Annotated in this window: 27 protein-coding genes and 1 pseudogene; 21 read left to right on the top strand and 7 right to left on the bottom strand. The window is 74.7% G+C overall.

Annotation, left to right across the window (positions count from 1 at the left end; genetic code table 11):
* The 5 genes and pseudogenes from AB0G13_RS10875 to AB0G13_RS10855 all read left to right on the top strand — a co-directional run.
* Positions 1-359: hypothetical protein (locus tag AB0G13_RS10875; protein WP_357872038.1), on the top strand; the 359-nt coding region annotated here is incomplete at its 5' end.
* Between the two features lie 166 nt (positions 360-525).
* The gene (gene rplU, locus AB0G13_RS10870) at positions 526-840 is read left to right on the top strand and encodes a 50S ribosomal protein L21 (protein WP_088975625.1); all 315 of its coding nucleotides are present in this window, start codon (positions 526-528) and stop codon (positions 838-840) included.
* Positions 841-851: 11 nt separating this feature from the next.
* Positions 852-1,106: a 50S ribosomal protein L27 gene (gene rpmA, locus AB0G13_RS10865; RefSeq protein ID WP_013288010.1), complete on the top strand. Its 255-nt coding sequence runs from the start codon at positions 852-854 to the stop codon at positions 1,104-1,106.
* Positions 1,107-1,197: 91 nt separating this feature from the next.
* Positions 1,198-2,616 (top strand): annotated as a pseudogene (obgE, locus tag AB0G13_RS10860) (GTPase ObgE); the annotation flags it as partial.
* Between the two features lie 226 nt (positions 2,617-2,842).
* Positions 2,843-3,292, top strand: coding sequence for a GNAT family N-acetyltransferase (locus tag AB0G13_RS10855; RefSeq protein ID WP_357872035.1), 450 nt, complete (start codon positions 2,843-2,845; stop codon positions 3,290-3,292).
* Between the two features lie 30 nt (positions 3,293-3,322).
* Here AB0G13_RS10855 and AB0G13_RS10850 read toward each other — a convergent pair whose 3' ends face one another.
* On the bottom strand, positions 3,323-3,982 hold the full coding sequence (locus tag AB0G13_RS10850) for a DUF6766 family protein (RefSeq protein WP_357872032.1): 660 nt from the start codon (positions 3,980-3,982) through the stop codon (positions 3,323-3,325).
* A gap of 77 nt (positions 3,983-4,059) precedes the next feature.
* A complete protein-coding gene (locus AB0G13_RS10845) occupies positions 4,060-4,539 on the bottom strand; it encodes a DUF4383 domain-containing protein (RefSeq protein WP_357872029.1) in 480 nt (159 codons plus the stop codon).
* Between the two features lie 258 nt (positions 4,540-4,797).
* On the opposite strand from AB0G13_RS10845, the gene AB0G13_RS10840 reads away from it, so the two are divergent.
* Genes AB0G13_RS10840 through AB0G13_RS10830 form a run of 3 tightly spaced genes read left to right on the top strand, consistent with a single transcriptional unit; the run spans position 4,798 to position 6,741 of the window.
* A complete protein-coding gene (locus AB0G13_RS10840) occupies positions 4,798-5,577 on the top strand; it encodes a hypothetical protein (RefSeq protein WP_357872026.1) in 780 nt (259 codons plus the stop codon).
* Between the two features lie 31 nt (positions 5,578-5,608).
* Positions 5,609-6,061 (top strand): phage holin family protein, encoded by a 453-nt coding sequence (locus tag AB0G13_RS10835; RefSeq protein ID WP_357872023.1) that lies wholly within the window; start codon positions 5,609-5,611, stop codon positions 6,059-6,061.
* The gene (locus AB0G13_RS10830) at positions 6,058-6,741 is read left to right on the top strand and encodes a DUF3618 domain-containing protein (protein ID WP_357872021.1); all 684 of its coding nucleotides are present in this window, start codon (positions 6,058-6,060) and stop codon (positions 6,739-6,741) included. Before AB0G13_RS10835 ends, AB0G13_RS10830 begins: the two co-directional genes overlap by 4 nt.
* Positions 6,742-6,856: 115 nt before the next feature.
* Here AB0G13_RS10830 and AB0G13_RS10825 read toward each other — a convergent pair whose 3' ends face one another.
* Positions 6,857-7,888, bottom strand: coding sequence for a glycosyltransferase (locus tag AB0G13_RS10825; protein ID WP_357872019.1), 1,032 nt, complete (start codon positions 7,886-7,888; stop codon positions 6,857-6,859).
* Positions 7,885-8,622 carry a methyltransferase domain-containing protein gene (locus tag AB0G13_RS10820; RefSeq protein WP_357872017.1) on the bottom strand — a complete coding sequence of 246 codons (738 nt, stop codon included), beginning with the start codon at positions 8,620-8,622 and terminating at the stop codon, positions 7,885-7,887. The genes AB0G13_RS10825 and AB0G13_RS10820 overlap by 4 nt, the downstream gene beginning before the upstream one ends.
* Positions 8,623-8,765: 143 nt before the next feature.
* On the opposite strand from AB0G13_RS10820, the gene AB0G13_RS10815 reads away from it, so the two are divergent.
* Both AB0G13_RS10815 and AB0G13_RS10810 read left to right on the top strand, forming a co-directional pair.
* Entirely contained in the window at positions 8,766-9,401 is a 636-nt protein-coding gene (locus tag AB0G13_RS10815; RefSeq protein ID WP_357872014.1) for a cyclase, read from the top strand.
* Positions 9,398-10,570 carry a zinc-dependent alcohol dehydrogenase gene (locus tag AB0G13_RS10810; RefSeq protein WP_357872012.1) on the top strand — a complete coding sequence of 391 codons (1,173 nt, stop codon included), beginning with the start codon at positions 9,398-9,400 and terminating at the stop codon, positions 10,568-10,570. The genes AB0G13_RS10815 and AB0G13_RS10810 overlap by 4 nt, the downstream gene beginning before the upstream one ends.
* A 57-nt stretch (positions 10,571-10,627) precedes the next feature.
* Here AB0G13_RS10810 and AB0G13_RS10805 read toward each other — a convergent pair whose 3' ends face one another.
* Positions 10,628-11,875 (bottom strand): cytochrome P450, encoded by a 1,248-nt coding sequence (locus AB0G13_RS10805; protein WP_357872009.1) that lies wholly within the window; start codon positions 11,873-11,875, stop codon positions 10,628-10,630.
* A 309-nt stretch (positions 11,876-12,184) separates the two neighbouring features.
* On the opposite strand from AB0G13_RS10805, the gene AB0G13_RS10800 reads away from it, so the two are divergent.
* A complete protein-coding gene (locus tag AB0G13_RS10800; protein WP_357872006.1) occupies positions 12,185-12,577 on the top strand; it encodes a hypothetical protein in 393 nt (130 codons plus the stop codon).
* Between the two features lie 129 nt (positions 12,578-12,706).
* Positions 12,707-13,393 carry a cellulose binding domain-containing protein gene (locus tag AB0G13_RS10795; protein ID WP_357872003.1) on the top strand — a complete coding sequence of 229 codons (687 nt, stop codon included), beginning with the start codon at positions 12,707-12,709 and terminating at the stop codon, positions 13,391-13,393.
* A 49-nt stretch (positions 13,394-13,442) separates the two neighbouring features.
* Here the strand turns inward: AB0G13_RS10795 and AB0G13_RS10790 are convergent, their stop codons facing one another.
* On the bottom strand, positions 13,443-13,661 hold the full coding sequence (locus tag AB0G13_RS10790; RefSeq protein WP_357872000.1) for a DUF397 domain-containing protein: 219 nt from the start codon (positions 13,659-13,661) through the stop codon (positions 13,443-13,445).
* 69 nt (positions 13,662-13,730) lie between these two features.
* Between AB0G13_RS10790 and pepN the strand changes: the two genes are divergently transcribed.
* The 9 genes from pepN (at position 13,731) to AB0G13_RS10745 (ending at position 24,155) form a co-directional block, all read left to right on the top strand.
* The gene (gene pepN, locus AB0G13_RS10785) at positions 13,731-16,247 is read left to right on the top strand and encodes an aminopeptidase N (protein WP_357871997.1); all 2,517 of its coding nucleotides are present in this window, start codon (positions 13,731-13,733) and stop codon (positions 16,245-16,247) included.
* Between the two features lie 71 nt (positions 16,248-16,318).
* Positions 16,319-16,915, top strand: coding sequence for a nicotinate-nucleotide adenylyltransferase (gene nadD, locus AB0G13_RS10780; RefSeq protein ID WP_357871994.1), 597 nt, complete (start codon positions 16,319-16,321; stop codon positions 16,913-16,915).
* 110 nt (positions 16,916-17,025) lie between these two features.
* Positions 17,026-17,436: a ribosome silencing factor gene (gene rsfS, locus AB0G13_RS10775; RefSeq protein WP_357871991.1), complete on the top strand. Its 411-nt coding sequence runs from the start codon at positions 17,026-17,028 to the stop codon at positions 17,434-17,436.
* Positions 17,433-18,059, top strand: coding sequence for a histidine phosphatase family protein (locus AB0G13_RS10770; protein WP_357871988.1), 627 nt, complete (start codon positions 17,433-17,435; stop codon positions 18,057-18,059). Before rsfS ends, AB0G13_RS10770 begins: the two co-directional genes overlap by 4 nt.
* A gap of 39 nt (positions 18,060-18,098) precedes the next feature.
* Positions 18,099-18,983 (top strand): DegV family protein, encoded by an 885-nt coding sequence (locus tag AB0G13_RS10765; RefSeq protein ID WP_357871985.1) that lies wholly within the window; start codon positions 18,099-18,101, stop codon positions 18,981-18,983.
* A gap of 218 nt (positions 18,984-19,201) precedes the next feature.
* Complete coding sequence (locus AB0G13_RS10760; RefSeq protein WP_357871983.1) at positions 19,202-20,122, top strand: ComEA family DNA-binding protein; 921 nt, start codon at positions 19,202-19,204, stop codon at positions 20,120-20,122.
* 65 nt (positions 20,123-20,187) lie between these two features.
* Complete coding sequence (locus AB0G13_RS10755; protein ID WP_357872057.1) at positions 20,188-22,548, top strand: ComEC/Rec2 family competence protein; 2,361 nt, start codon at positions 20,188-20,190, stop codon at positions 22,546-22,548.
* 123 nt (positions 22,549-22,671) lie between these two features.
* A complete protein-coding gene (gene holA, locus AB0G13_RS10750; protein WP_357872054.1) occupies positions 22,672-23,652 on the top strand; it encodes a DNA polymerase III subunit delta in 981 nt (326 codons plus the stop codon).
* The gene (locus AB0G13_RS10745) at positions 23,649-24,155 is read left to right on the top strand and encodes a hypothetical protein (protein ID WP_357871980.1); all 507 of its coding nucleotides are present in this window, start codon (positions 23,649-23,651) and stop codon (positions 24,153-24,155) included. Before holA ends, AB0G13_RS10745 begins: the two co-directional genes overlap by 4 nt.
* Before the next feature lie 212 nt (positions 24,156-24,367).
* On the opposite strand, the gene rpsT is transcribed toward AB0G13_RS10745, so the two are convergent.
* A complete protein-coding gene (gene rpsT / locus AB0G13_RS10740) occupies positions 24,368-24,634 on the bottom strand; it encodes a 30S ribosomal protein S20 (protein ID WP_088998874.1) in 267 nt (88 codons plus the stop codon).
* Between the last annotated feature and the right edge of the window lie 29 nt (positions 24,635-24,663).

Raw genomic sequence — 24,663 nt, 5'->3', positions numbered from 1 at the left:
GGCCGGGGGCCGGCAGCGGGGCGGCCGGGGGCAACGCGCCCGAGGTGTGTGCCGCGGCACAGCGCGCCGGCGAGACCGCCGTGCGGACGTACGTCGAGGAGCTCGGCAAGATGGTCGCGGCGGTCGGGGCGAACGACGCCACGGCGGCCCGGACCGCCCGCGACCGCATCTCCACCGCGCTGACCGATTGGCGCAGCACGCTGCGGCACGAGTCGACCCGGGCCGAGGACGCGCAGCTCAAGACGCTCCTCGCGGACATGGCGGCGGAGGTCGGCACGCTGGGCACCGACGTCGACTCGATCGACGAGACCGAGCTCGACCGCCTCCGGCAGCGCCTCGACCAGCTCTGCGCCCGCTGACCGGCGGGGCCCGGTTTGGGCGTCGGCCCTCCGATGGCGTACGCTGGCCTGCGGTGCACTTTGGTGTACCGAGTTCTCGCGTGCCCGCGCCGCCGTGCCTCTGCTACCCGGCGAGCCGCCGCGGGAACACCCGCCAGCAGCCTCAACGACAGGGAGTCCGCCTCCGATGTACGCGATCGTCAAGACCGGCGGCAAGCAGTACAAGGTCGCCGAGGGCGACGTGATCGAGGTCGAGAAGCTCGTCGGTGCCCCCGGCGACGCGGTGAAGCTCACCGCGGTGCTCCTCGTCGACGGTGACGACCTGGTGACCGACGCGGCGAAGCTTGCCAAGGTCGCGGTGTCCGGCGAGATCGCCGCGCACACCAAGGGCCCGAAGATCCGGATCCACAAGTTCAAGAACAAGACCGGCTACCACAAGCGCCAGGGTCACCGCCAGCCGTTGACCCAGGTCAAGGTGACCGGCATCTCCAGCGGGAAGTAGGTCGTCCTCAGATGGCTCACAAAAAGGGTGCGTCCAGCTCGCGCAACGGCCGTGACTCCGCGGCGCAGCGGCTCGGCGTGAAGCGCTTCGGTGGTCAGGTCGTCAGCGCGGGTGAGATCCTCATCCGTCAGCGTGGCACCAAGTTCCACCCCGGTGACCTGGTCGGCCGCGGCGGAGACGACACGCTCTTCGCGCTGGCCGCCGGTTCGGTCCAGTTCGGCACCAAGCGCGGTCGCAAGACCGTCAGCATCGTGCCGCAGCAGTAGTTCGAAGGCGTTGCGGGCCGCGGACCTCGTGTCCCGGCCCGCTTCGCTTTTTTCGTGCGGGGCGTGAACCTCGCTGGAAGGATTGACGTCCGTGGCGACGTTCGTTGACCGGGTCGTCCTGCACCTGCAGGCCGGCGATGGCGGGCACGGTTGTGTCTCGATCCACCGGGAGAAGTTCAAGCCGTTCGGCGGCCCCGACGGCGGCAACGGCGGGCACGGCGGCAGCGTGTCCCTGGTGGTCGACCCGCAGGTGACGACACTGCTGGACTTCCACTTCCGCCCGCACGTGAAGGCCGAGAACGGCAAGGGTGGCGCCGGGTCGAACCGGGACGGCGCGAACGGCCGCAACCTCGTGCTCAAGGTGCCGAACGGCACGGTGGTGCAGGCCCCCGACGGCACGGTCCTGGCCGACATGGTCGGCGCCGGCACGACCTTCGAGGTGGCCCGGGGCGGGCGCGGCGGGCGGGGCAACGCGTCGCTGGCCAACGCCCGGCGCAAGGCCCCCGGCTTCGCCGAGCTGGGCGAGCCCGGCGAGCAGCTCGACGTGGTGCTGGAGCTCAAGAGCGTCGCCGACGTCGGGCTGGTGGGCTTCCCGTCGGCCGGCAAGTCGTCGCTGATCTCGGTGATCTCCGCCGCCAAGCCGAAGATCGCCGACTACCCGTTCACCACCCTGGTGCCCAACCTGGGCGTGGTCCGGCTGGACAATCACACCTTCACCGTCGCCGACGTGCCCGGCCTGATCCCGGGGGCGGCCACCGGCAAGGGCCTCGGCCTGGAGTTCCTCCGGCACATCGAGCGCTGTGCGGTGCTGGTGCACGTCATCGACACCGCCACCCTGGAGCCCGGCCGGGACCCGGTCGCCGACATCGACACCATCGAGGCAGAGCTGACCGAGTACGGCGGCCTGGCCGACCGCCCCCGGCTGGTGGCGCTCAACAAGATCGACGTGCCCGACGGCCGGGACCTGGCCGAGATCGTCCGCCCCGACCTGGAGGAGCGCGGTTTCCGCGTGTTCGAGGTCTCCGCGGCGACCCGGGAAGGGCTCAAGGAGCTCATGTACGCCATGGCGGAGCTGGTGGAGCAGGGGCGTAGGGCCGCGCCCCCGGCCGAGGCGACCCGGATCGTGATCCGGCCCCAGGCGGTCGACGACGCCGGCTTCACCATCGAGGCCGCGCCGGACGGAGCCTGGGTCGTGCGCGGCGTCCGGCCCGAGCGGTGGGTGCGGCAGACGAACTTCGACAACGACGAGGCCGTCGGCTACCTGGCCGACCGGCTGGCCCGCCTCGGCGTCGAGGAGAAGCTGGGCAAGGCCGGTGCGGAGCCGGGCGACCTGGTCCGGATCGGCGAGCGCGAGTTCGACTGGCAGCCGACCCTCTACGCCGGGGCCGACTTCATCCCCGGCAACCGGGGCACCGACGTCCGGCTGGAGGAGAAGTCCACCCGGGCGTCGGCCGCGGAGCGGCTGGCGGCCCGCAAGGCCCGTCGGCAGCGGCCGGAGGACGAGTTCGAGGGAACCGACGCCGACGTCTCGGACGACGTCGACCTGTCGGACGGGGACGGCTTCGACGGGGCCGGCCCGGCCCAGGACGCCGGCCCGGCCGACCGGGTGGGCCCGTCCCACGGGCTCGGCCCGTCCCGCGCCGCCGCCGGGGACGACGCCGAATAGCTCGTCGCGCTCCGTGAGCGGGTCGACTGCCGGAAACCTGCCCGAAATCCCCGCCGCCTAGCGTGGCCTGATGCTGATCGAGTCACGCCCCGCCACCGATCCGGAGATCGACGCCCTGGTCACCGCCCAGCAGCGCGAGCTGCGGGCGGCCGACGGCGGGCTGGACGGCCAGGCGACCGTCACCCACGACGACATCCGCTACCTGGTGGTGGTCGCCGACGGGCGGGCGGTCGCCTGCGGCGGGATCCAGGCGCTCGACGCCGACACCGGCGAGGTGAAGCGGATGTACGTCCGCCCGGCGTACCGGGGGCGGGGCATCGCCCGGCAACTGCTGACCGCCCTGGAGGAGCTGGCCTTCCAACAGGGGCACGCGGTGGTATGCCTGGAGACCGGCACGTACCTGCCGGCCGCGATCGGGCTCTACACCTCCAGCGGGTACGAGCCGATCCCGGTCTACGGCGAGTACGTCGCCAACCCGTACAGCGTCTGCTTCGCCAAGCGGCTGCGCGTGCCGGCCTGACGGCGGCCGGGCCCGGCGGTGGCCGGTCGGTCAGTCGCCGGTGTGCGCGTGCGCGGCGGTGACCGGCTTCGACTCCGGCGACGCGTGCTGACGTAGGAAGATGCTGAGCACGATCAGCGTGCCGACCGCGAGGAACTCGCTCTGCCAGTTCTGCATCGACTGGAACCAGAACTCGCTCGTGCCGAGGAACTCCCACACGCCGATCGGCGGCGCGCCGCTCTGCAGCGCCTGCTGCTCGTTGTAGTCGGCGGTCCCGCCGAGCAGGTGGCCGATGAACGAGCCGGCGAAGATCAGCAGCAGCGCGATGGAGAGGCTGTTGCGGTAGACGACCAGGGGCAGCCCGCCGGCGCGTACCGGCCAGGGGGAGTCCGGAGTGGCCCGCCGCTCGTCGTCCTCGGGCCGGTCGGTCTGCCCCACCGGCTTCGACTCCGCCGACCCGCGCTGCACCAGGTAGGCGGTGAGCAGGACGTAGCCGCCCATCTGGAGGAACTCCGACTCCCAGTTCTCGAAGACCGACTCCACGAAGTGCCCGCTGCGCAGGTACGCCGGCCAGCTGGTCGGCGCGGCCCCGAACTCGGCCAGCTCCTGGTTGTGCGTCTGCCAACCGAACACGCTCTGCAGCACGAGGAAGACGAGGAACGCGCCGAACATCGCCAGGGTCAGCGCGTTGTCACGCAGCCATCTCGGCATGTGGACCTCCTCGTCGACGGACCTCCGATCTCCCTGCCCGGACGGTCCGCCAGGCAAACGCCGCGATCGTGCGAGGGTCAGGGGCGGTCGAAGGGGTCGTCCAGCCGGGTGCCCGTGCCCACCTGGTTGGAGAGCAGCAGCCCGAAGGCGAGCATGCCGAAGCCGAGGACCAGGTGCAGCCAGTTGTCGGCGTCGTTGACCGGGATGAAGTTCGCCGCGCTCTCCCGGTCGATCGCGAAGCCGTACAGCCACAGGCCGAGGTAGAGGGCGCCGCCACCGGCGAGGAAGACCCGTGCCCCGGCGACGCTGCGGGCCAGCAGCAGGCCGGCCAGTCCGAAACCCAGGTGCAGCGCGTTGTGCAGGATCGACACCTGGAACAGGCCGAGCAGCCGGGCCTCGGAGTGGTGGCCGGCGAACGTCATGTCGTCGTAGCCGGTGGTGATGCCGGGGATGAACCCGAGCACCCCGATCAAAGCGAAGACCCCGGCCGCGGCCGCGGCGGCGAGCTGCACCCTCGGCTTCGGACCCGGCGGGCCGCCGCGTGCGTGTCGTGCCATCGCTTCACCTCCGTGGACCCGCGGAACGCCCTGCTCGCGGCGCCGGCTGCGGGGGACCGTCCGTCACTGCGCGCGACGGCGGCGCCACCCGACCCGACGATCCTCCATTTTGTAGACCGTCGGCGGCGAGGCGCAGGAGAAGTCACGAAGGAGGTATGGAACCGGCGACGCAGGGTAGGTCAAGAGATGCGACGGCAGGAACGGCCGGCGCATCCCCCCAGCACAACCCGCGGAGACTTTCCGAGCGGAAGGGAAATCATGACCTACGATCTGTCACCCACGACTTCCACGTACGGGCAGGAGTCGAGCAACGGCAGCGGCGTCCGCGAGCAGGCCCGTCAGGTCGGCTCGGAGGCCAGGCAGGCCGGTGGCGCCGTCGCCGAGACGGCCAAGCAGCAGGGCCGGGAGGTCGTCGGCGAGGCGAAGCTCCAGGCGCGCAACCTCTTCGGCGAGGCCCGCACCCAGGTCGCCAGCCAGGCCGGCGAGCAGCAGCGGCGTGCCGCCGGCGGGCTCCGCTCGCTGGCCGACGAGATGCGCTCGATGGCCGAGCAGGGCGGTCAGGCCGGACCGGTGAGCGAGATCGCCCGCCAGGCCGCCGACCGGGTGCACGGCGTGGCCGGCTGGCTGGAGCAGCGCGAGCCGGGCGACCTCATCGCCGAGGTCCGCGACTACGCCCGCCGCAACCCGGGCACCTTCCTGGTCGGCGCCGCCGTGCTGGGTGTGCTCGCTGGCCGGCTGACCAAGAACATCTCCGCCGCCGGCGACGGCCAGAGCGGCAACGGCTACTCGGCGTACGGCTCGGGCGCGGGCTACGACCCGGACCGGACCGCGGTCATCCCGACCCCGCCGGCCCCTCGCGCCGTGCCGGACGCCGTACCGCCGGGCGGCTACCTCGACCCGACCCCGGGCGCGTACGTCGACCCGCAGACCACCACCAGCTACGCCGACCCCGCCGGTGGCGTCGGCCAGCCGCTGCCACCGGTGAGCCAGACCGATCCGCTGCCGGGCGTGCCGTCGACCGGGACCACCCGTCCGTGAGCCCACGAACCACCCGAAGGGAGGCGGCGGCATGAGCATGCCGACGCAGGGGGCGGGGCTGGACTCCGGCTACCACCCCCACGACGCGGACGAGGTCAGGGGCAGCTCGATCGGTGAGCTGATGCGCCAGGTCACCAGCGACCTGTCCACCCTGATGCGGCAGGAGGTCGAGCTGGCCAAGGCCGAGATCCGCCAGGAGGGCAAGAAGGCGGGCAAGACCGCCGGCTTCTTCGGCGGCGCCGGCTTCGGCGGCTACATGGTGGCCCTCTTCCTCTCGCTGGCCCTCTGGGCCGGGCTGTCCAACGTGATGGACGCCGGCTGGGCGGCGCTGATCGTGGCCGTCATCTGGGGCGCGATCGCCGCGGTCCTCTACTCCAAGGCCAAGAAGAACGCCGAGCAGATTCGCGGCCTCAAGCAGACCAACGACAGCGTGCAGCGGATCCCCGACGCGCTCAAGCCCCACCCGCAGGAGGTCACCCGATGAGCACCGACCCGGACCAGATCCGCCGGGAGATCGAAGCCACCCGGAACAACCTCAGCTCCGACGTGGACGCGCTGGCGTACAAGGTCAGCCCTGCCCGCATCGTCGACGACCGCAAGCAGCGGGCCCGCAACGCACTGCAGAATGTGAGGGACAAGGTGATGGGAACGGCTTCCGACCTGGGTCACAGCACCAAGCACGGCGCCCACGCGGCGGGCGGCCACGCCTCCTCGGCGGCGTCCACCGTGAGCGACAAGGCCCACTCGGCCGCCTCGACGGTCAGCGACAAGGCCCACTCGGCTGCCTCGACGGTCGGCGACGCCGCGCAGCGCGCGCCGCAGGTGATCCGGCAGAAGTCCGAGGGCAACCCGCTGGCCGCCGGCCTGATCGCCTTCGGCGTCGGCTGGCTCGCCTCCTCGCTGGTCCCGGCGACCCGCCGCGAGCAGCAGGTGGCGTCGCAGGTCAAGGAGAAGGCCGGCGAGCACGCCGGAGTGGTGAAGGAGAAGCTGGGCGAGGTCGCCAACGAGCTGAAGGAGGAGCTGCGCGAGCCGGCGCAGCACGCCACCCAGTCCGTCCGGTCCACCGCCCAGGACGCGGTGCACGCCGTCAAGCACGACACCCGGTCGGCCGCGCACGACGTGAAGGACCAGGCGCAGCAGTCCCGCGAACAGGTGCGGTACTGACCAGCCGGTCACCGTACGCCGCAGCTCGCGGCCACTCCCGGAGCGGTTTCCGGACAGTGGCCGCGAGCTGTCGTGTGCGTCCCGGCCGGGTCCCCGCCGCGAAGGCAGGGGCGCGTCAGCGGCGGTGGCGGCGGAGGGTGCGCTCGAAGTGGGCGGCGCGACGCACCCGGCCGCCGGCGTAGCGGACCCCGCCGAAGAGCAGGCGCCGGCCGACGGCGAGCCAGCCGCACAGGCCGCGCTCCAGCACCCAGAACGGGGCCGCCAGGGCGGTCACCGGCGGGAAGACCGCCGTGCCCCCGCCCTTGCGGCGGCCCGCCTCGGCGAGCCCCACCGTGGCCACGGCCGCCCCGAGCAGCAGCCCCGGTCGCCGGGCCGCGACCGCCGCCGCCAGCGCCGGCAGGACCGCGAGCGAGGCCACCAGGCGGACCGGCTGGGCCAGGTCGTCGTACGCCTGACGGACCCGCTGGCCCAGGAAGTGGGCGGTGTCCGGCGGCAGCCGGCGGACGTGCAGCCAGGCGGGCGCCGCCTCGGTCCCCCCGTACGCGCGCACGGTGCGGATCAGCTCCAGGTTCTCGAAGAGCACGTCCGGGTCGTACCCGCCCATGGCGAGGAAGGTGCTCCGGCGTACCGCCAGGGTGCCGGGGTAGTCGGCGCCGAGCGCCCGGTTGAGCAGGGTGCGCCCGGTGTCCCACCAGGCGTGCCAGGGCAGCGGGTCGAAGTAGTTCTGCGGCCGGACCAGGTCCACCCGGTCGAGCAGCCGGTGCACGGCGCGCAGCCCCGCCTCGTCGTACCGGACGTCGTCGTCGGCGATCACCACGTGCTCGTGCCGGGCCGCGCCGACGCCGGTGAGCACCCCGCTCACCTTGCCGTTGACGCCGCGCAGGGCGGGATCCGGCCGCAGGTGCCGGACCAGGCCGCGCCAGGCCTCGCCGTGCCGGGCGAACAGCTCCGGGGGCGACCCGTCGACCACGGTCACGTCGACCAGGGTGCCCAGCCAGCGCAGGTACGCCGTCAGCCCGGCCAGGCCGGCGTCGTCGGTCCAGCGCAACGGCAGGACGTACGCGACGGGAAGCCGGCGCCCGACGCCCCCCGCCGGCGGCGCGACGGTGCCGGGAGCGGCACCGGCCGGGCGGGCCGGGGCGCTCACGCCTGCTCCGGGCGGCGGTAGACGGAGACGTGCTCGCGGCTCTGGTCGGTGAACGACCGGCCGGTCCAGTCCTCCCACCGGTGCTCGCGGCGCATGCCGGCCAGCTCGGCCATCAGGTCCAGCTCCGCCGGCCAGGCGTAGCGGTGGTTGGCCGGCAGCAGGTGCACCCCGGCGTTGCTGAGCCGGACCTTCGTGGTGGTCATCCGCTGCTCGGCGGGGTGCAGCAGGGCCGCCTCCAGCAGCACCACGTCCTCCGCCACCCGCACCGGCCGCAGCGCGCCGCCGGCGCGGAAGGCACCCGGGTCGGGCACCCACGCCTCGACGACGAACCGTCCGCCGGAACGCAGGTGGGCTGCGGCGTTGCGGAAGCAGGCCACCTGCGCGGCCTGGTCCGGCAGCGCGAAGATCGTGTTGAACGCGAGCACCACCAGGGCGAACTCGCCGGGCACCCGGGTCTCGGCGAAGTCGCCGACGGCCACCTCGACGGCGTCCCCGCCCGGCTTGGCGCGCAGCCCGGCGGCCATCTCCGGGGAGCCCTCGACGCCGGCGACGGTCAACCCCCGGGCGACCAGCGGCAGGGCGAGCCGGCCGGTGCCGATGCCGAACTCGCAGACCGGGCCGCCGTCGGCCAGCGCGGCGAGCCGCTCCACCGCCGCGTCCGGCGTCAGGTGCGCGTACGTCTCGTCGTAGACCTCCGCGACGTGCCGGCCGTACTCGCTGGCGTCGAAGGACACGGTGCCTCCCGGTGGTGGTGGGTGCCCGCAGCAGGTGCCCGGTTATCGGCGGGCCAAACCGGTGCGTCGTTTCGGTCGGGCGGTGCCGGGTAGCGCACCGGTGCGGGTGGTCCATCCCCGGGCGCCCGGGTGGAGGAGACGTGATGACCAGCAACGGAACGAGGTGGGCGCTGCTCGGTGCCACCGCGGTGACCGTGGTCGGCGTCGGCCGGGCGGTGGCCCGTCGACGACGCCGGCACCAGCCGGAGCGCCGCGACGGCTGGTACGTGGTGCGGCGCGGGGTGACGATCGACCGGCCGGCGGAGGCGGTGATCGGCTTCTGGACCGACCGGGAGCGGATGGACCGGGCGCTGGCCGAGTGGGCGACCCTGGAGCAGCTCGACGACGACCGGTGGCGCTGCGTGGCGCGGGACCCGGCCGGCGGGGGCACCGAGTGGCGGGCCGAGATCACGGTCGAGGGCCCCGGACGGCTGCGCTGGCGGGTCATTGACGGGCCCGAGCAGGAGGGCACCGTCCAGCTGGCGCCGGCGCCCCGGGACCGGGGCACGGAGGTCCGCGCCGAGCTGCGGTGGCGCTCCGGGCCGCTGCGCCGGGCGTTCGGGCTGGTCGGCGGCGACGATCCGGACCTGGCGCTGCGCGACGCGCTGCGCCGGGTGAAGGCGCTGGTGGAGTGCGGCCAGGTGATCGACACCCGGCGCGACCCGTCCGGGCGCGGACCGGCCCAGGAGAAGGCGACCGACAAGGTCCGCGACAGGCTGACGACGGGAGGACGGGCGTGAGGGCGCTCTGCTGGGAAGGCGTCGGCAAGCTGGCCGTACGCGACGTGCCGGAGCCGCGGATCCGCGCCGAGGGCGACGTCATCGTCAGGGTCGGCGCCAGCAGCGTCTGCGTCTCCGACCTGCACCTGATCAACGGCTACCTGCCGGCGATGCGGGAGGGCGACGTCCTCGGCCACGAGTTCATGGGCGAGGTCGTGGAGACCGGCCCGGGCGTGCGGCGGCTGCGCGTGGGCGACCGCGTCGTGGTCGGCTCCGTGGTGGCCTGCGGCGGCTGCTGGTACTGCCGCACGGAGCAGTACTCGCTCTGCGACAACTCCAACCCGCAGCCGGTCTTCACCGAGAAGCTCTGGGGCCACTCGCCGGCCGGCATCCTCGGCTACTCGCACGCCGCCGGGGGCTACTCCGGCAGCCACGCCGAGTACATCCGGGTGCCGTTCGGCGACGTCGGGGCGTTCAAGGTCCCCGACGGGGTGCCCGACGACTCGGTGGTGTTCGCCTCCGACGCGATGCCCACCGGCTGGATGGCCGCCGACTTCTGCGGGCTGAAGGGCGGCGAGGTGGTCGCGGTGTGGGGTGCCGGCGGGGTCGGCCAGATGGCGGCCCGGTCCGCGCAACTCCTCGGCGCCGAGCGGGTGATCGTGATCGACCGGCTGCCGGAGCGGCTCGCCACCGCCGCCGACCGGCTCGGCGTGGAGACGGTCAACTACGCCGAGACCGACGTGCTGGAGGCGCTGCGGGAGATGACCGCCGGCCGCGGACCGGACGCGTGCATCGAGGCGGTCGGCATGGAGTCGCACGACGTCGGGCCCGTGTACGCGTACGACAAGGCGAAGCAGACCGCCCGGCTGCAGACCGACCGCCCCACCTCGGTACGACAGGCGATCATGGCCTGCCGCAAGGGCGGCACGGTGAGCATCGTCGGCGTCTACGGCGGCCTGGTGGACAAGTTCCCGCTGGGCGCGGCGATGAACAAGGCGCTGGTGCTGCGGATGGGACAGATGCACGCCCAGCGCTACATCCCGATGCTGCTGGACCGGATCGCGGCCGGCGAGATCGATCCCGGGTACCTGGCCACCCACCCGATGCCGCTGGAGCAGGGCGCGCGGGGCTACGAGATGTTCGAGAAGAAGGAGGACGGCTGCCTGCGTACCGTCCTGCACCCGGCCTGAGCGCGCCACGACCGCACCGCCCCGGGGCCAACGAGGTCCCCCGGGGCGGTGCCGTGTTCAGGCCGTGCGGCGGACGTTGGTGACCACGAACCCGCTCGGTGGCAGCGCAGGCATCCGGCGCAGGCTCAGCGCCAGGTCCTGCGGCGGCACGTCGTACCGCATCGTCGTGGTCAGGTTCGTCACCGCCCGCTTCATCAGCTCGATCGTGATCCACTCCCCGGCGCAGCGGTGACCGGTCAGGTGCTCGCCGCCGCCCTGCGGGACGAGGGCGAACGGGTCGCCCCGCCAACCGGTGAAGCGCTCCGGCCGGAACCGCTCCGGTTCGGGCCAGAGCGCCCGGTGGTGGTTGGTGCCGTACAGGTCGAGCAGCACCCGCCGGCCGCGCGGGAAGTGGTAGCCCTGCCAGTCGAACGAGCGGCGGACCCGGGCGGCGGCCACCGGGAAGAACGGGTAGTGGCGGCGTACCTCCTGCACGAAGTTCTCGGCGGCCTCGTCGCTCTCGCGGACCCGCTGCCGCCAGGCCGGGTGGTCGTGCAGGGCCAGCGCGGTGAAGACGACGAAGCGGTCGACGGCGACCGTGGGGCGCAGCACGTTGAGCAGTTCGACGGCGGCGATCCGGCGGGGGAGCAGCCGGCCGTGGGTGTCCCGGTGCTCGGCGATCACCCGCAGCGCGCTGCCGTCGGGGGCCGGGAGCGTGCCGGCGCGCACCCGGTCGACGAGCTGGCCGACCCAGCGTTCGCCCCGGCGGCGGCCCCACCGGCCACGCCAGTGCCGGGGGCCGAGCGCCGCCGGCCCCTCGATCATCGCGTGTAGCTCGGCGGTACGCCGGTCCACCTCGGAGTCCGCGAGCGGCACGCCGGCCCAGGCGCAGACCGCGCGGGTCAGCATCCGGCCGACCTCGTCGTACAGCACCACCGGCGCGCCCGACTCCCAGGTCGGTACGCGGGCCCGCCACTCGTCGTCGAAGAGCTGCGCGAGGTGCCGGACCGCGGTCGGCGTCATGATCGACATGAACATGGCCTTGCGGTCGGCGTGCTCCGCCCCGTCGAGGCCCTGCAGGCCGGCGCGGCCGGTCAGGGTGCGCTGCGCCCGCTTCGGCATCGCGCCCGCCCGGACGAAGCGCTCGGTGTCGTAGAAGAGCTGCGCCGCCGGCCGGCCGCGCAGGCAGATGGTGGGCTCCAGCAGCAGCCGGGCCTGGAAGATGTCGGTGCCGTGCCGGTCGCAGCGCCGACCGACGAAACGGTAGCCGTCACGCAGGAACGCCACCGAACTGTCCGGGCTGCGCTCCGTCGGGATGGTCGCCATCGGGCCTCCTGACCGGGGTGGCGGCCGTTGCCGGCCGGGTCCTGTCCGTGCCTCTGCGTCTACCCGGGCCGGCGCGGCTGAATCCCGGGCCCGGGGCGGGCCCGGCCCGCGGCCGGCGGCGGCAACGTGCGGGGGAGGGGCCAGCGGACGACCACGTCCGCTGGCCCCTCCCAGGGCCGCGGAAAGCTGGTTGTCTCGGGGGAGCGGTCCGCCGGGCCGCCGCCGGCATCCCGCCGGCGGCAGCCCGCGACGGAGCGCGGGCGGTCCACCGGAGGAGGGGCCCGCCCACGATCGCCACGGGGAGGACGCATGCGTGACAACAGGCCGGCGTACTGGCGGCAACGGCAGGCGCTGGGGGCGCTCGGCACGGCTCGGGAGGTCGCCGGCACGTCGTTGATCACGTCGTCCCGCCGCTCGGCCCGGCCCGACCGGTTCTTCACGGTGCACCTCGGCTTCACCGCCCCCGACCTGGCGTCGGCCCGGGAGCTGGCCGTCGGCTACGCGGAGGCGCTGAGCCTGCTGCGCCCCGAGGTGGCCCTGGGCGCGTCGGCGCTGTCGCCGGCCGACGCCTGGCAGCGCGCCGAGCGGCTGTTCTGCGGCGCGTCCGGGCCGGACGGCGAGCGCTGCGCCGACGTGGCCGATCATCCCGGCTTCCACCACGCCCCGGGGCCGGGCGGGCTGGGCTGGGGCGACGGCGACTGACCCGCGGCATCGACAGTCCCCTATTGCGTTGCCCGTCCGGGCGCGAGTAGCTTGGCACGGTTGCCGAGCCGGGCCGGCCGCGCACCCGTACGTCGCACTCGTCACGAGCGCGCCGCGCACCCCACGGGCGTGCGCCAGGGCAGGCGTGCGGCGATCACCGACTACCTGGACCGGTTCGAGGCCAACGGCTGGCCGCTGGTGATCGGCGAGTTCGGCTGGCGGTTCAACGCCAACGAGGTCGACCACGAGACGGTCCTGGCCGAGGCGCAGGCGCGTGGCCTGGGCTACCTCGCCTGGTCGTGGAGCGGCAACACCGACCCGATCCTGGACATGGCCACCGACTTCGATCCCGCGCGGCTCACCACCTGGGGCCAGCGGATCTTCAACGGCGCCAACGGCATCAAGGCCACCGCCAGTGAGGCCACGATCTTCGGCGGCGGGCCGACGGCGACGCCCACGGTCACGCCCACGGCCACCCCGACGGGCTCACCGACCCCCACCCCGACAGGCGGCGGCAAGGCGTGCGCCGCCGACTACCGGGTGGTGGGCCAGTGGCCGGGCGGCTTCCAGGGCGAGATCCGGGTCACCGCCGGAGACTCGGCGATCAGCGGCTGGACCGTGACGTGGACCCTGGCCTCCGGCCAGGCCGTCACCCAGGCCTGGAACGCGACGGTCACCACCAGCGGATCCGCCGTCACCGCCCGCAACGTGAGCTACAACGGCAGTCTCGGCGCGGGCGCCGCCACGACCTTCGGCTTCCTCGGCTCGTGGAGCGGCACCAACGCCGTCCCGCCCCTGTCCTGCACCGCCAGCTGACCGACGGGCAGTCCGTCCCGCGCGCGTCCGCGCGGGACGGGCGTCGCCGTCAGTCCAGGTCGAACTCGCCGTCCTGGGCGCCGGCGACGAAGGCGTCCCACTCGGCCTGGGTGAAGACCAGGACGGGGCCGTCGGGCTCGGCGGAGTTGCGCATCCCGATCAGGTCGTCGACGAAGGCGACCTCGACGGCGCTCTCGGACGTGTCGCCCTCGGCCCGCTGCCAGACCGCCCGGGAGAGGTCGAAGTCACCCTTGGGGTGCGTAGCCATCGTTCAGTCCTCCAGTGCCACGGGTCATGGGGGAGACACGTACGGTTCCCCATCGGGCAGGATAAGCGGATGCCGAGCCTGACCCGTGTAGAGGCGACCGCGCGTGGCGCGGCGATCACCGTCGAGTCATATCAGGTGGACCTCGACCTGACCGGCGACGGCGAGCGGTTCCGCTCCGACGTCACCATCCGCTTCCGGGCGGTCCCCGGCGCGGCGACCTTCGTCGAGGTCCAGCCCGCGAAACTGCTGGCGGTACGCCTCAACGGCCGCGACGTCGACCCGTCCACGCTGGACGACAACCGGCTCCCGCTGACCGGGCTGGCCGAGGAGAACACGCTCACCGTCGCCGCCGAGATGGCGTACTCGAACACCGGCGAGGGGATGCACCGCTTCGTCGACCCCGCCGACGGCGAGACCTACCTCTACGCGATGTCCTTCCTGGACAACGCGCAGCGCCTCTTCGCCGCCTTCGACCAGCCCGACTTGAAGGCCCCGGTCACCGTGTCGGTCACCGCCCCGCCGCACTGGGTCGTCGCGGCCAACGGCCTGCTCGCCGCCACGCCGCGCCCCGGGCGCTGGGAGTTCGCCCCGACGGCGCCGCTGGCCACGTACCTCGTCTCGCTGATCGCCGGCCCCTGGCACGTCCGGCGCGACGAGCACGACGGCATCCCGCTCGGCCTCTACTGCCGGCGCTCTCTCGCCGAGCACCTGGACGCCGACGCCGAGGAGATCCTCACCGTCACCAGGCAGTGCCTCGACCGGTTCCACCAGCTCTTCGCCGAGCGCTACCCGTTCGGCAAGTACGACCAGGCGTTCGTGCCGGAGTTCAACGCCGGCGCGATGGAGAACCCGGGCCTCGTAACCTTCCGCGACGACTACGTCTTCCGCTCCGCGGTCACCGACACCGAGCGGGAGCATCGCGCCACCACCATCGCCCACGAGATGGCGCACATGTGGTTCGGCGACCTGGTCACCATGCGCTGGTGGGACGACCTGTGGCTGAACGAGTCCTTCGCGGAGTACCTCGGCACCCGGGTGACCGCCGGGGCGACCCGCTTCGACCGGGCCTGGACGACCTTCGCCCTGCGGCGCAAGGCCTGGGGCTACGCGGCCGACCAGCGCCCCTCCACCCACCCCGTGGCGCCCGAGGAGGTCGCCGACGCCGCCGAGGGCCTGCTCAACTTCGACGGCATCTCGTACGCCAAGGGCGCCAGCGTCCTGCGGCAGCTCGTCGCCTGGCTCGGCGACGACGCCTTCCTCGCCGGCCTCAACGCCCACTTCGCGAAGCACCGGTTCGGCAACGCCACCCTGGCCGACCTGCTCGGCAGCCTCGCCGCCGCCAGCGGGCGCGACCTGTCCGGCTGGGCGGAGCGCTGGCTGCGCTCGGCGCAGGTCAACACGCTGCGCGCCGAGGTCACCGTCGACGCGGACGGCCGCTACACCGAGGTGGCGATCGGGCAGCGCGCCCCCGAGTCGCACCCGGTGCTGCGCCCGCACCGCATCGGCGTCGGCCGGTACGCCGCCGACGGCACGGTCGTCCGGACGGAGGTCGACCTCGACCCGGACGCCGACGGCGGCCGGACGGTGCTCGCCGATCTGGCCGGCGAGCCGGCGGCCCGGCTGCTGCTGCCCAACGACGGCGACCTGACGTTCGCCAAGATCCGGCTCGACCCCGCGTCGGCGGACGCCGTGCCGCTGGTGCTGCCCGGCCTGGCCGACCCGCTGGCCCGGGCGTTGCTCTGGGGCGAGGCGCTGGACGCCGCCATCGACGGGGAGCGGCCGGTCGCCGGCCTGGTCGCCCTGATCGCCGCCGCCCTCCCCGCCGAGACCGAGGTGATCATCGCCGAGGACGTGCTCGCGCTCAGCCGCTCGCTGGTCGACCGCTACCTCGACCCGTTGGCCCGCGAGTCCGCCCTGGCGCAGGTCGCCGCCGCCTGCCGGAAACTGCTCGACGGCGCCCCGGCCGGCGGCTCGTTGCAGCTCGCGGCGGCCCGGGGCTGGCTCGCCGCCAGCACCGACGCGGACCGGCTGGCCGGCTGGCTCGCGGGCCGGGACGTCCCGCCGGGGCTGGCGGTCGACGCCGAGCTGCGCTGGTCGCTGCTGCTCCGGCTGGTGGTGCTCGGCGCGGCCGGCGAGGCGGAGATCGCCGCCGAGGCCGCGGCCGACCCGAGCGCCGCCGGCGCCGAGCGGGCCGCCCGCTGCCGGGCGGCGCTGCCCGACCCGGCCGCGAAGTGGGCCGCCTGGGAGATCGTCGTGTCGAACACCGAGCTGTCCAACCGGCTCGTCGAGGCGACCGCGGAGGGCTTCTGGCAGCCCGAGCAGGCCGAGCTGACCGCCGGCTACGTCGAGCGGTACTTCGCCGACATGCCGGCCGCCGCGCGGTCGCGTACGCCCTGGGTGGCGGACCAGATCGCGAAGTCGGCCTTCCCCCGCTACGCCGTGGCGCAGCCCACCCGGGAGGCGGCCGCTGCGCTGCTGGCTCGCGACGACGTCACCCCCGGCCTGCGCCGGGTGGTGACCGACGCCGACGACGACCTGCGGCGGGCCCTGGTCGCCCGGACGGCGGTCGCCGCGGCGGCGGCCTGACGCCGTCCGCCGGGCGGGACGGTCCGGCGGCCCCCCGGGGCCGCCGGTTCCGCCCGGCCTAGGATCGCGGGGTGGAGGAAGACATCCGGCGGGTCGGCATCATGGGCGGCACCTTCGATCCGATCCACCACGGGCACCTCGTCGCGGCCAGCGAGGTGGCGGACCGGTTCGGGCTGGACGAGGTGGTCTTCGTCCCCACCGGTCAGCCGTGGCAGAAGGCGGACGAGCCGGTCAGCCCGGCGGAGGACCGCTACCTGATGACGGTCATCGCCACCGCCTCCAACCCCCGCTTCCAGGTCAGCCGGGTCGACATCGACCGGGGTGGGCCCACCTACACCGTCGACACCCTGCGCGACCTGCACGCGGAGTACGGCCCGAAGGTGCAGCTCTTCTTCATCACGGGGGCGGACGCGCTGGAGCGCATCCTCTCCTGGAAGGACCTGGACGAGATCTTCGAGCTGGCCCACTTCATCGGGGTGACCCGGCCGGGCTTCGCGCTGACCGCCGCGCACCTGCCGGCCGACACGGTGAGCCTGGTGCAGGTCCCGGCCATGGCCATCTCGTCCACGGACTGCCGCGCCCGGGTCGCCCGGGGGGAGCCGGTCTGGTACCTGGTGCCGGACGGTGTGGTGCAGTACATCGCCAAGCGGCGCCTCTACCAGTCGTGATTCGGCCCGGTATGGGGCGGTTCGGGCGGGTAACGCGCCAGAACTGACGAGTCGGGATTCCGCCGGGTGTGAGACGCTTGGAGGATCGCACGGTTGATCGAAGGAGAACGGTGACAATTTCCGAACGCGCCCACGAGTTGGCCATCGCCGCCGCCCAGGCCGCGGCCGACAAGAAGGCGCAGGACATCGTCATCATCGACGTGGGCGACCAGCTCGCCATCACCGACGCGTTCCTGCTCGCCGCGGCTCCCAACGAGCGTCAGGTGCTTGCCATCGTCGATGCCATCGAGGAGCGGCTGCTCGAGCTGCCGGAGAAGGCCAAGCCGGTCCGGCGCGAGGGCGAGCGGGGCGGCCGGTGGGTGCTGCTCGACTACGTCGACATCGTGGTGCACGTCCAGCACACCGAGGAGCGCGAGTTCTACGCCCTCGACAGGCTGTGGAAGGACTGCCCGACGATCCCGTTCGTCGACCGGGACCTCGTCGACGCCGAGTCCGGCACCGGCTCCACCGCCGCGGAATGACCCGCCTGATCATCTGGCGGCACGGCAACACCGACTGGAACGCCGCCAGCCGGGTCCAGGGGCAGACCGACGTGCCGCTGAACGACCTCGGCCGCGAGCAGGCCCGCAGCGCCGCGCCCCTGCTGGCCGGGCTGCGGCCGGACGCCATCGTGGCCAGCGACCTGAGCCGCGCGGCGGACACCGCCGGCGCGCTGGCCGCGCTGACCGGGCTGCCGGTGCGCACCGACCCGCGGCTGCGGGAGCGGCACTTCGGGTCCTGGCAGGGGCTGGCCCTCACCGAGGCCGCCGAGCGCCACCCCGCCGAGTTCGCCCGCTGGCGGGCCGGCGACCCGGACCCGGGCGCCGGCATCGAGACCCTCGACGACCTCGGCAAGCGGGTCGGCGCGGCCCTGTCCGACGCCGCCGAAGCCGTGCCCGGCGGCACCGTGGTGGTGGCCACCCACGGCGGCGCGGCCCGGCAGGGCTGCGGCCACCTGCTCGGCTGGGAGCACGCCGTCCTGCGCACCATCGGCTCGCTGCAGAACTGCCACTGGACCGAGCTGCGCCACGACGACACCCGGGGCTGGCACCTGCGTGCCCACAACGTCGGCCTGATCACCGTGCCGGCCACCGAGGCCGTCTGACCCGGGCGTTCCCCGACGACATCGGCTAGCGTGCCGGGCATGCCCGTCGCGGTCGTCACCGACTCCACCGCCTACCTCCCGCCCGAGCTGCTGCGCGCCCACCGGCTGACCGTGGTGCCGCTGGCCGTCGTGCTCAACGGCGCCGAAGGGCTGGAGGGGGTGGAGACCACCCCCGCCGACGCCACCCGGGCGCTCGGCGGCCGGCGCGTCTCGGTGAGCACCTCGCGCCCCGCCCCGGAGCAGTTCACCCGGACGTACCGGGAGCTGTTCGACGCGGGCGCCGACGGGATCGTCTCGGTGCACCTGTCGGCCGAGCTCTCGGGCACGGTGGAGGCCGCCCGGCTGGCCGCCGCCGAGTTCGACGACCGGGTCGCGGTGGTCGACAGCCGTTCGACCGGCATGGGCCTCGGCTTTCCCGCCGTCGCCGCCGCCACGGCCGCCGAGCGGGGCGGGGACCTGTCGGGGGTACGCGACGCCGCGGCGGACGCCATCGCCCGCACCGGCATCTGGTTCTACGTCGACACGCTGGAGTTCCTCCGCCGGGGCGGCCGGATCGGCGCCGCCGAGGCGCTGCTCGGCACCGCCCTGTCGGTCAAGCCGATCATGCACATGCCGGACGGCGCGATCGTCCTCAAGGACAAGGTGCGTACCGCCAGCCGGGGCGTGGCGCGACTGGTCGACCTGGCCGTCGAGGCCGCCGGCGACGCCGAGGTCGACCTGGCCGTGCACCACCTCGCCGCGCCGCAGCGGGCCGAGGCGCTGCTGGAGACGTTGAAGGCCCGGTTGGGCGACCGCCTGCACGACTCGTACGTCTCGGAGGCCGGCGCGGTGGTCGCCGCGCACGCCGGGCCCGGCCTGGCCTGCGTCGTCGTGCACCGCCGGCCCTCGGTCACCGGCCAGCCGCCCCACCGGGCGGGGCGGTAACGGGCCGACGGGCGAGGGAGAGTCGGCCTGGGGTGACTCTGCCGGTCGACGGCGGACGGTCCGTGTGCGGCCCGGACCCGGAGGCGCACTGACCTGCGGTTATTCGCCGCCTAGCACATCGGTCGCTTGATCAGGCGGTTGTCCACAGGCGGCGCCGTCGTCCACAGCCGGGCGTCGACCGGCCCCGCGTCCCGTCGTCGCGGACCTAGCCTCGCGTCGTGTCAGACGACGAGGAGACGGTGGTCCGGGAACGACTGCGCCGGCTGGTGACGGGCAGGCCGTCGGCCGCTTCGCGGGCGCACCCGGGCGGGTCAGCCGATCCCGGGGGATGGCCCGGCGCACCCGTCGGGTTGTCCGTCGACCATTCGGGCCTGATCGGGGTGTCGGAGCCGATCCCGTCGCCGCCCCGCTCACCGGCTTCGTCCCGCGCCGGCGCGGCGGGGCTGCCGGAACCCGACCCGCCGATCCGCGCCCCCGAGGCTGGTGTGGCGTCCCGGTTGCCGGGGCCGGGGGCGTTCGACCCCGGGCGGCGGGGGGTGCGGGCGCTGGCCGCCGTCGCCGTCCTGGTGGTGCTCGGGGCCGGCTTCTGGGCCTGGCGGTCCCGGCCGCAGGCCGAGCCGGTCCGCCCGGTCGCCACCGCCGAGGGGTCCGGGCCGGCGGTGACCGGCCTCGCGGAACCGGCTGCCACCCCGGCCGGCGAGCTGGTGGTCGCGGTCGCCGGGAAGGTGCGCCGGCCCGGGCTGGTCCGGGTGCCGGCCGGGGCGCGGGTCGCCGACGCCGTGGAGGCGGCCGGCGGGGCGCTGCCCGGAGTGGACGTGGCCCTGCTCAACCCGGCCCGCAAGGTCGCCGACGGGGAGCTGATCCTGGTCGGCGTCGCGGCGCCACCGGGCGCGGCGCCCCCGCCCGGGGCGGCTGCCGGCGGCGCGCCGGGGGCGCCCGGCGCGGGTGGCCGGCTCAACCTCAACACCGCGACGCTCGCGCAGCTCGACGCGCTGCCGGGCGTCGGCCCGGTGCTCGCCCAGCGCATCCTCACCCACCGCGACCAGCAGGGCGGCTTCCGCTCGGTCGGTGACCTGCGCCAGGTCGACGGCATCGGCGACGCCCGCTACGAGCAGCTCAAGGACCTGGTGACGGTGTGACGACGGGCAGCGGGCTCAGCCCCTCCGGGCCCGGGGCGTCCGGCGTCGACGGTCGGGGCGAGCGGATCGCGGCGGCCCTCGACCTGCGGCTGGCCGGCCTGGCGGTGGCCACCTGGCTCGCCGCGCTGGCCGGGCTGCACCTGACCGCCGGCGCGACCCTGCTGGTGGCCGCGGTGGCCGCCGGAGCCGCAGGGGCGGGCGGGCTGCACCTGGCCGGCGTCCTCGGGCGGCCGTCCGCCCCGACCCGGCGGTACGGCTGGATCGCCGTCGCCGTGCTGCTCGGCGTGGTCTGCGGCGCGTCGGCGACCGCGGCGCGGCTGTCCGTCCGCGACGCCGGGCCGGTCCGGGCCCTGGTCGAGGAGCGGGCGGTCGTCACCGCCGAACTGGTCGTCCGCGACGATCCCCGGCCCGTACGCGGCGTCGCCGGGCGCCCGGCCACCCTGCTCGTGCCGGCCGAGCTGACCCGGTTCACCGGGCCGGACGGGCGGCGGGTCGCGGCGCCGGCCCGCGTGCTGGTCCTCGCCACCGATCCCGGCTGGAGAGGTCTGTTGCCCGGGCAGCGGCTCACCGCCGAAGGGCGGCTGGCCGCACCGCGTGGCGGCGACCTGACCGCGGCGGTGCTGAGCGCGGCCGGGCCGCCGGTGCCGCACGGGGCCGCCCCGTCGCCGCAGCGGGCCGCCGGGTCGCTGCGTGCCGGTCTGCAACGCGCCTGCGCGCCGCTCCCCGACGAGCAGGGTGGGCTGCTGCCCGGCCTGGTGGTCGGCGACACGAGCCGGCTGCCGCCCACCGTGGAGGAGGACTTCCTCGCCACCGGCATGACGCACCTGAACGCGGTCTCCGGCTCCAACGTGGCCATCGTCGTCGGCGCGGTGCTGCTGCTGGCCCGCTGGGCGCGGGCCGGGCCCTGGCTGGCCGCCGGACTCTGCGGGCTGGCCCTGGTGGGCTTCGTCGTCCTGGTCCGCCCCTCGCCGAGCGTGGTGCGGGCCGCCACCATGGGCGCCATCGGGCTGGCCGCGTTGGCGGCCGGGCGTCCCCGCGCGGCGCTGCCCGCCCTCTCCGCCGGGGTGGCCGCGCTGGTGCTGGTCGACCCGGAGCTGGCCGGCGACGCCGGCTTCGCGCTCTCCGTACTGGCCACCGGTGGTCTGCTGCTGCTCGCGCCGAGGTGGCGCGACGGGCTGCGTCGCCGTGGGGTGCCGGCCGGGCTCGCCGAGGCGCTGGCCGTGCCGGCGGCCGCGCAGCTCGCCTGCGCCCCGGTGGTGGCCGGGATCTCGGGCACGGTGAGCCTGGTCGCCGTGCCGGCGAACCTGCTCGCGGTGCCGGCCATCGCGCCCGCCACGGTGCTCGGCGTGCTGGCGGCGGCGGTGTCGCCCGCGTGGCCGGCCGGGGCGGAGTTCGTCGCGTGGCTGGCGAGCTGGCCGGCCTGGTGGCTGGTCACGGTGGCGCGGCACGGCGCGCGGCTGCCGGCGGGCACGCTGCCGTGGCCGGGCGGGGTGACGGGGGCCCTGCTGCTGGCCGGGCTGACCGTCGCGCTGCTGGTCGCCACCCGGCACCCGGTGGTCCGCCGGCTGGTGGCGGTGGTCGTCGTCGCCGTGGTGGCCGGCACGCTGCCGGTACGGCTGGCCGCCCCCGGCTGGCCCCCGGCGGGCTGGGTGGTCGCCGCCTGCGCGGTCGGCCAGGGCGACACGGTGGTGCTGCCGGTGGCGGCCGGCCGGGCGGTGGTGGTCGACGCCGGGCCGGACCCGGGGGCGGCGGACGGCTGCCTGCGCCGGCTGGGCGTACGTGAGGTGGCGCTGCTGGTGGTCAGCCACTTCCACGTCGACCACACCGGCGGCGTCGCGGGCGTGTTCCGGGGCCGACCGGTGGGCGCGGTGCTCACCCCGCAGTGGCCGGAGCCCGCCGCCGGGCGGGAGCTGGTCCGCACCGAGGCCGCGGCGCACTCCGTCGACGTGGTGGCGGGCGGGGCCGGCTGGCGGTACCGGGAGGGTGGGGTCGAGTTCACCGTCATCGGCCCGCCCCATCCGTTGCGCGGCACCCGGTCGGATCCCAACAACAACTCGTTGATGCTGCTCGCCACCGTCTCCGGCGTACGGGTCCTGCTCGCCGGGGACGCCGAGACCGAGGAGCAGCGGGCGCTGCTGGACGACACGGCGCCCGGCGGGCTGCGGGCCGAGGTGCTGAAGGTCGCACACCACGGGTCGGCCTACCAGGATCCGGCCTTCCTGGACGCGGTCCGCCCCCGGATCGCCCTGGTGCCGGTGGGGGCGGGCAACACCTACGGCCATCCCAGTCCGGCGGTGCTCGGGCGGCTGGCCCGGGGCGGGGCGCGGGTGCTGCGTACCGACACGGAGGGGGACGTGGCGGCGGTGCTCGGCCGGGAAGGTCTCGGGGTGGTGACGCGCGGTACGCCACCGGGCCGACAACCGTAGAAATCGATACCGATTATCGGCTTTAGTGGTGGACTGAGGTAAATGTCTGGATTTGCACTGAGTGCGGGCTCCGCAGCCGGAGTGCCGATGAGCAGACTGGATCCGGCCGTCGGCCGTGCGAATATGGGCGGCGTGACCGCCGCCAGCCTCGCTCCTATTCTGCTCGTCCTCGGCGACGAGGAGCTGCTCGCCACGCGCGCGGTCACCGAAGCCGTCGCGAAGGCCCGCAGCGTCGATCCCGACGTGGACGTCCGCGAATACCAGGCCGGCGCCCTCGTCGTCGGCGAGATCGCCGAGATGCTCAGCCCCTCCCTGTTCGGCGGGCGGCGGGTGCTGGTGCTCCGGGCCGGCCAGGACGCCCGCAAGGACCTGGTGGCGGCCCTGCTGGCGTACGCGAAGAATCCCGACCCGGACGTGCAGCTGATCGTGCTGCACCTCGGCGCGGCCAAGGGCAAGGCGTTCGCCGACGGGCTGAAGGCGGCCGGCGCGACGGTGGTGCCGGCGGCCAAGCTCAAGGGGCACCGCGACCGGGTGGCCTTCGTCCGGGACGAGATCCGCCGGGCCGGCGGGAAGTGCACCGACGACGCCGCCGAGGCGCTCATCGCGGCGGTCGGCAACGACCTGCGCGAGCTGGCCGCCGCCTGCTCCCAGCTGATGGCCGACACCGACGGCCGGATCGGCGCCGACACGGTCTCCCGCTACTACCGGGGGCGGGTCGAGGTGACCGGCTTCACCGTCGCCGACGCCGTCATGGTGGGCGACGTGCCGGGGGCGCTGGAGGCGCTGCGCTGGGCGCTGCACGTGGGGGTGGACCCGGTGCCGATCGCCGACGCGATCGCCGACGGCGTCCGCACCGTGGCCCGGGTCGCGTCCGCCGGTCGGGGCGACCCCTACCAGTTGGCGGGCACCCTGGGCATGCCGGCGTGGAAGATCAGGTCCGCGCAGCAGCGGGCCCGTGGCTGGACGCCCGAGGGGTTGGTCCAGGCGATGCGGGCCGCGGCGGAGTGCAACGCGGCCGTCAAGGGCGGCTCCGACGACCGCGCGTACGCGCTGGAGCGGGCCGTCTTCTCGGTCGCCGCCGCCCGGCAGGGTGGCGCCCGGTGAGCGGAGCACCCCGCGGCTCGTGGGCCACGATCCCCGCCGACGAGGAGCGCTACCGTCCGCTCTACGCGCGCCTCCTCGGGCTGCGCTTCGTCAACCCGGGCGGGGTGCTCTGCTTCCTCTTCTTCGAGGGCGCCGTCGCGCTCGCCGCGCTGCTCGCCCTCGCCGAGCTGGTCACCTGGTGGGCGGTGGTCATCCTGCCCGCCACGGTGGCCGCGATGGTGAAGCTCAACGACATGGTGGCCGCGATGGTGGTCCGCTCCGCCGCCCTCGTGCCCGAGCAGGAGCGGGACCGCTTCCGCCAGCAGATGGAGCCCGTGGTCGGGCGGGCCAGGGTCGACTGGGTCAGGCACAGCGTGCCGGGCGTCGTCGTCACGGCGTCGCCGGCGCCGCGCGCCGCCCGGGCCGGACGCGACCGGCAGGGGCACCAGGATCCGCGCCACGGCGCGGGGGAGCGGGACGCCGGGCTCGGGCCGCAGCCCACCCGCCTTGATCCGCTGGCCTGACGATCCTCCCGACCGCCGACAACCGACCGCCGACAACCGGCCCGTCAACAACCGGCCGTCGGCCGCCGATCGCTGACCTGGACGGCGGCTGGGCGACGACGAAAGCCCGGCGGAGGGGACCCTGGCCGGGTGATGGTGCGGAACGTCAACGACAGACAGCCGGAAGCCCCGGGAAGTGCCCGGGGCTTCCGGTCAGGTCTGAGGTCGCCTCGTCAGGCGGAGAGCGACACCACGCGCTTGGCGATCGCGGACTTGCGGTTCGCGGCCTGGTTCGAGTGGATCACGCCCTTGCTGACCGCCTTGTCCAGCTTGCGCGAGGCGTCGCGCATGAGGATGGTGGCCTTCTCGACGTCACCGGCCTCAGCAGCCTCGTTGAACTTCCGGACGGCGGTCTTCAGCGACGACTTGACCGACTTGTTACGCAGCCGGCGCTTCTCGTTCTGCCGGTTGCGCTTGATCTGGGACTTGATGTTCGCCACGCGACAGCCTCGTCTTGATAGCTCGGGTT

Source organism: Micromonospora sp. NPDC023633 (assembly GCF_040640035.1).
Classification (GTDB): Bacteria; Actinomycetota; Actinomycetes; order Mycobacteriales; family Micromonosporaceae; genus Micromonospora.
The sequence above is the reverse complement of the archived record's forward strand: the minus strand, read 5'-3'. Positions and strand labels throughout refer to the sequence as shown.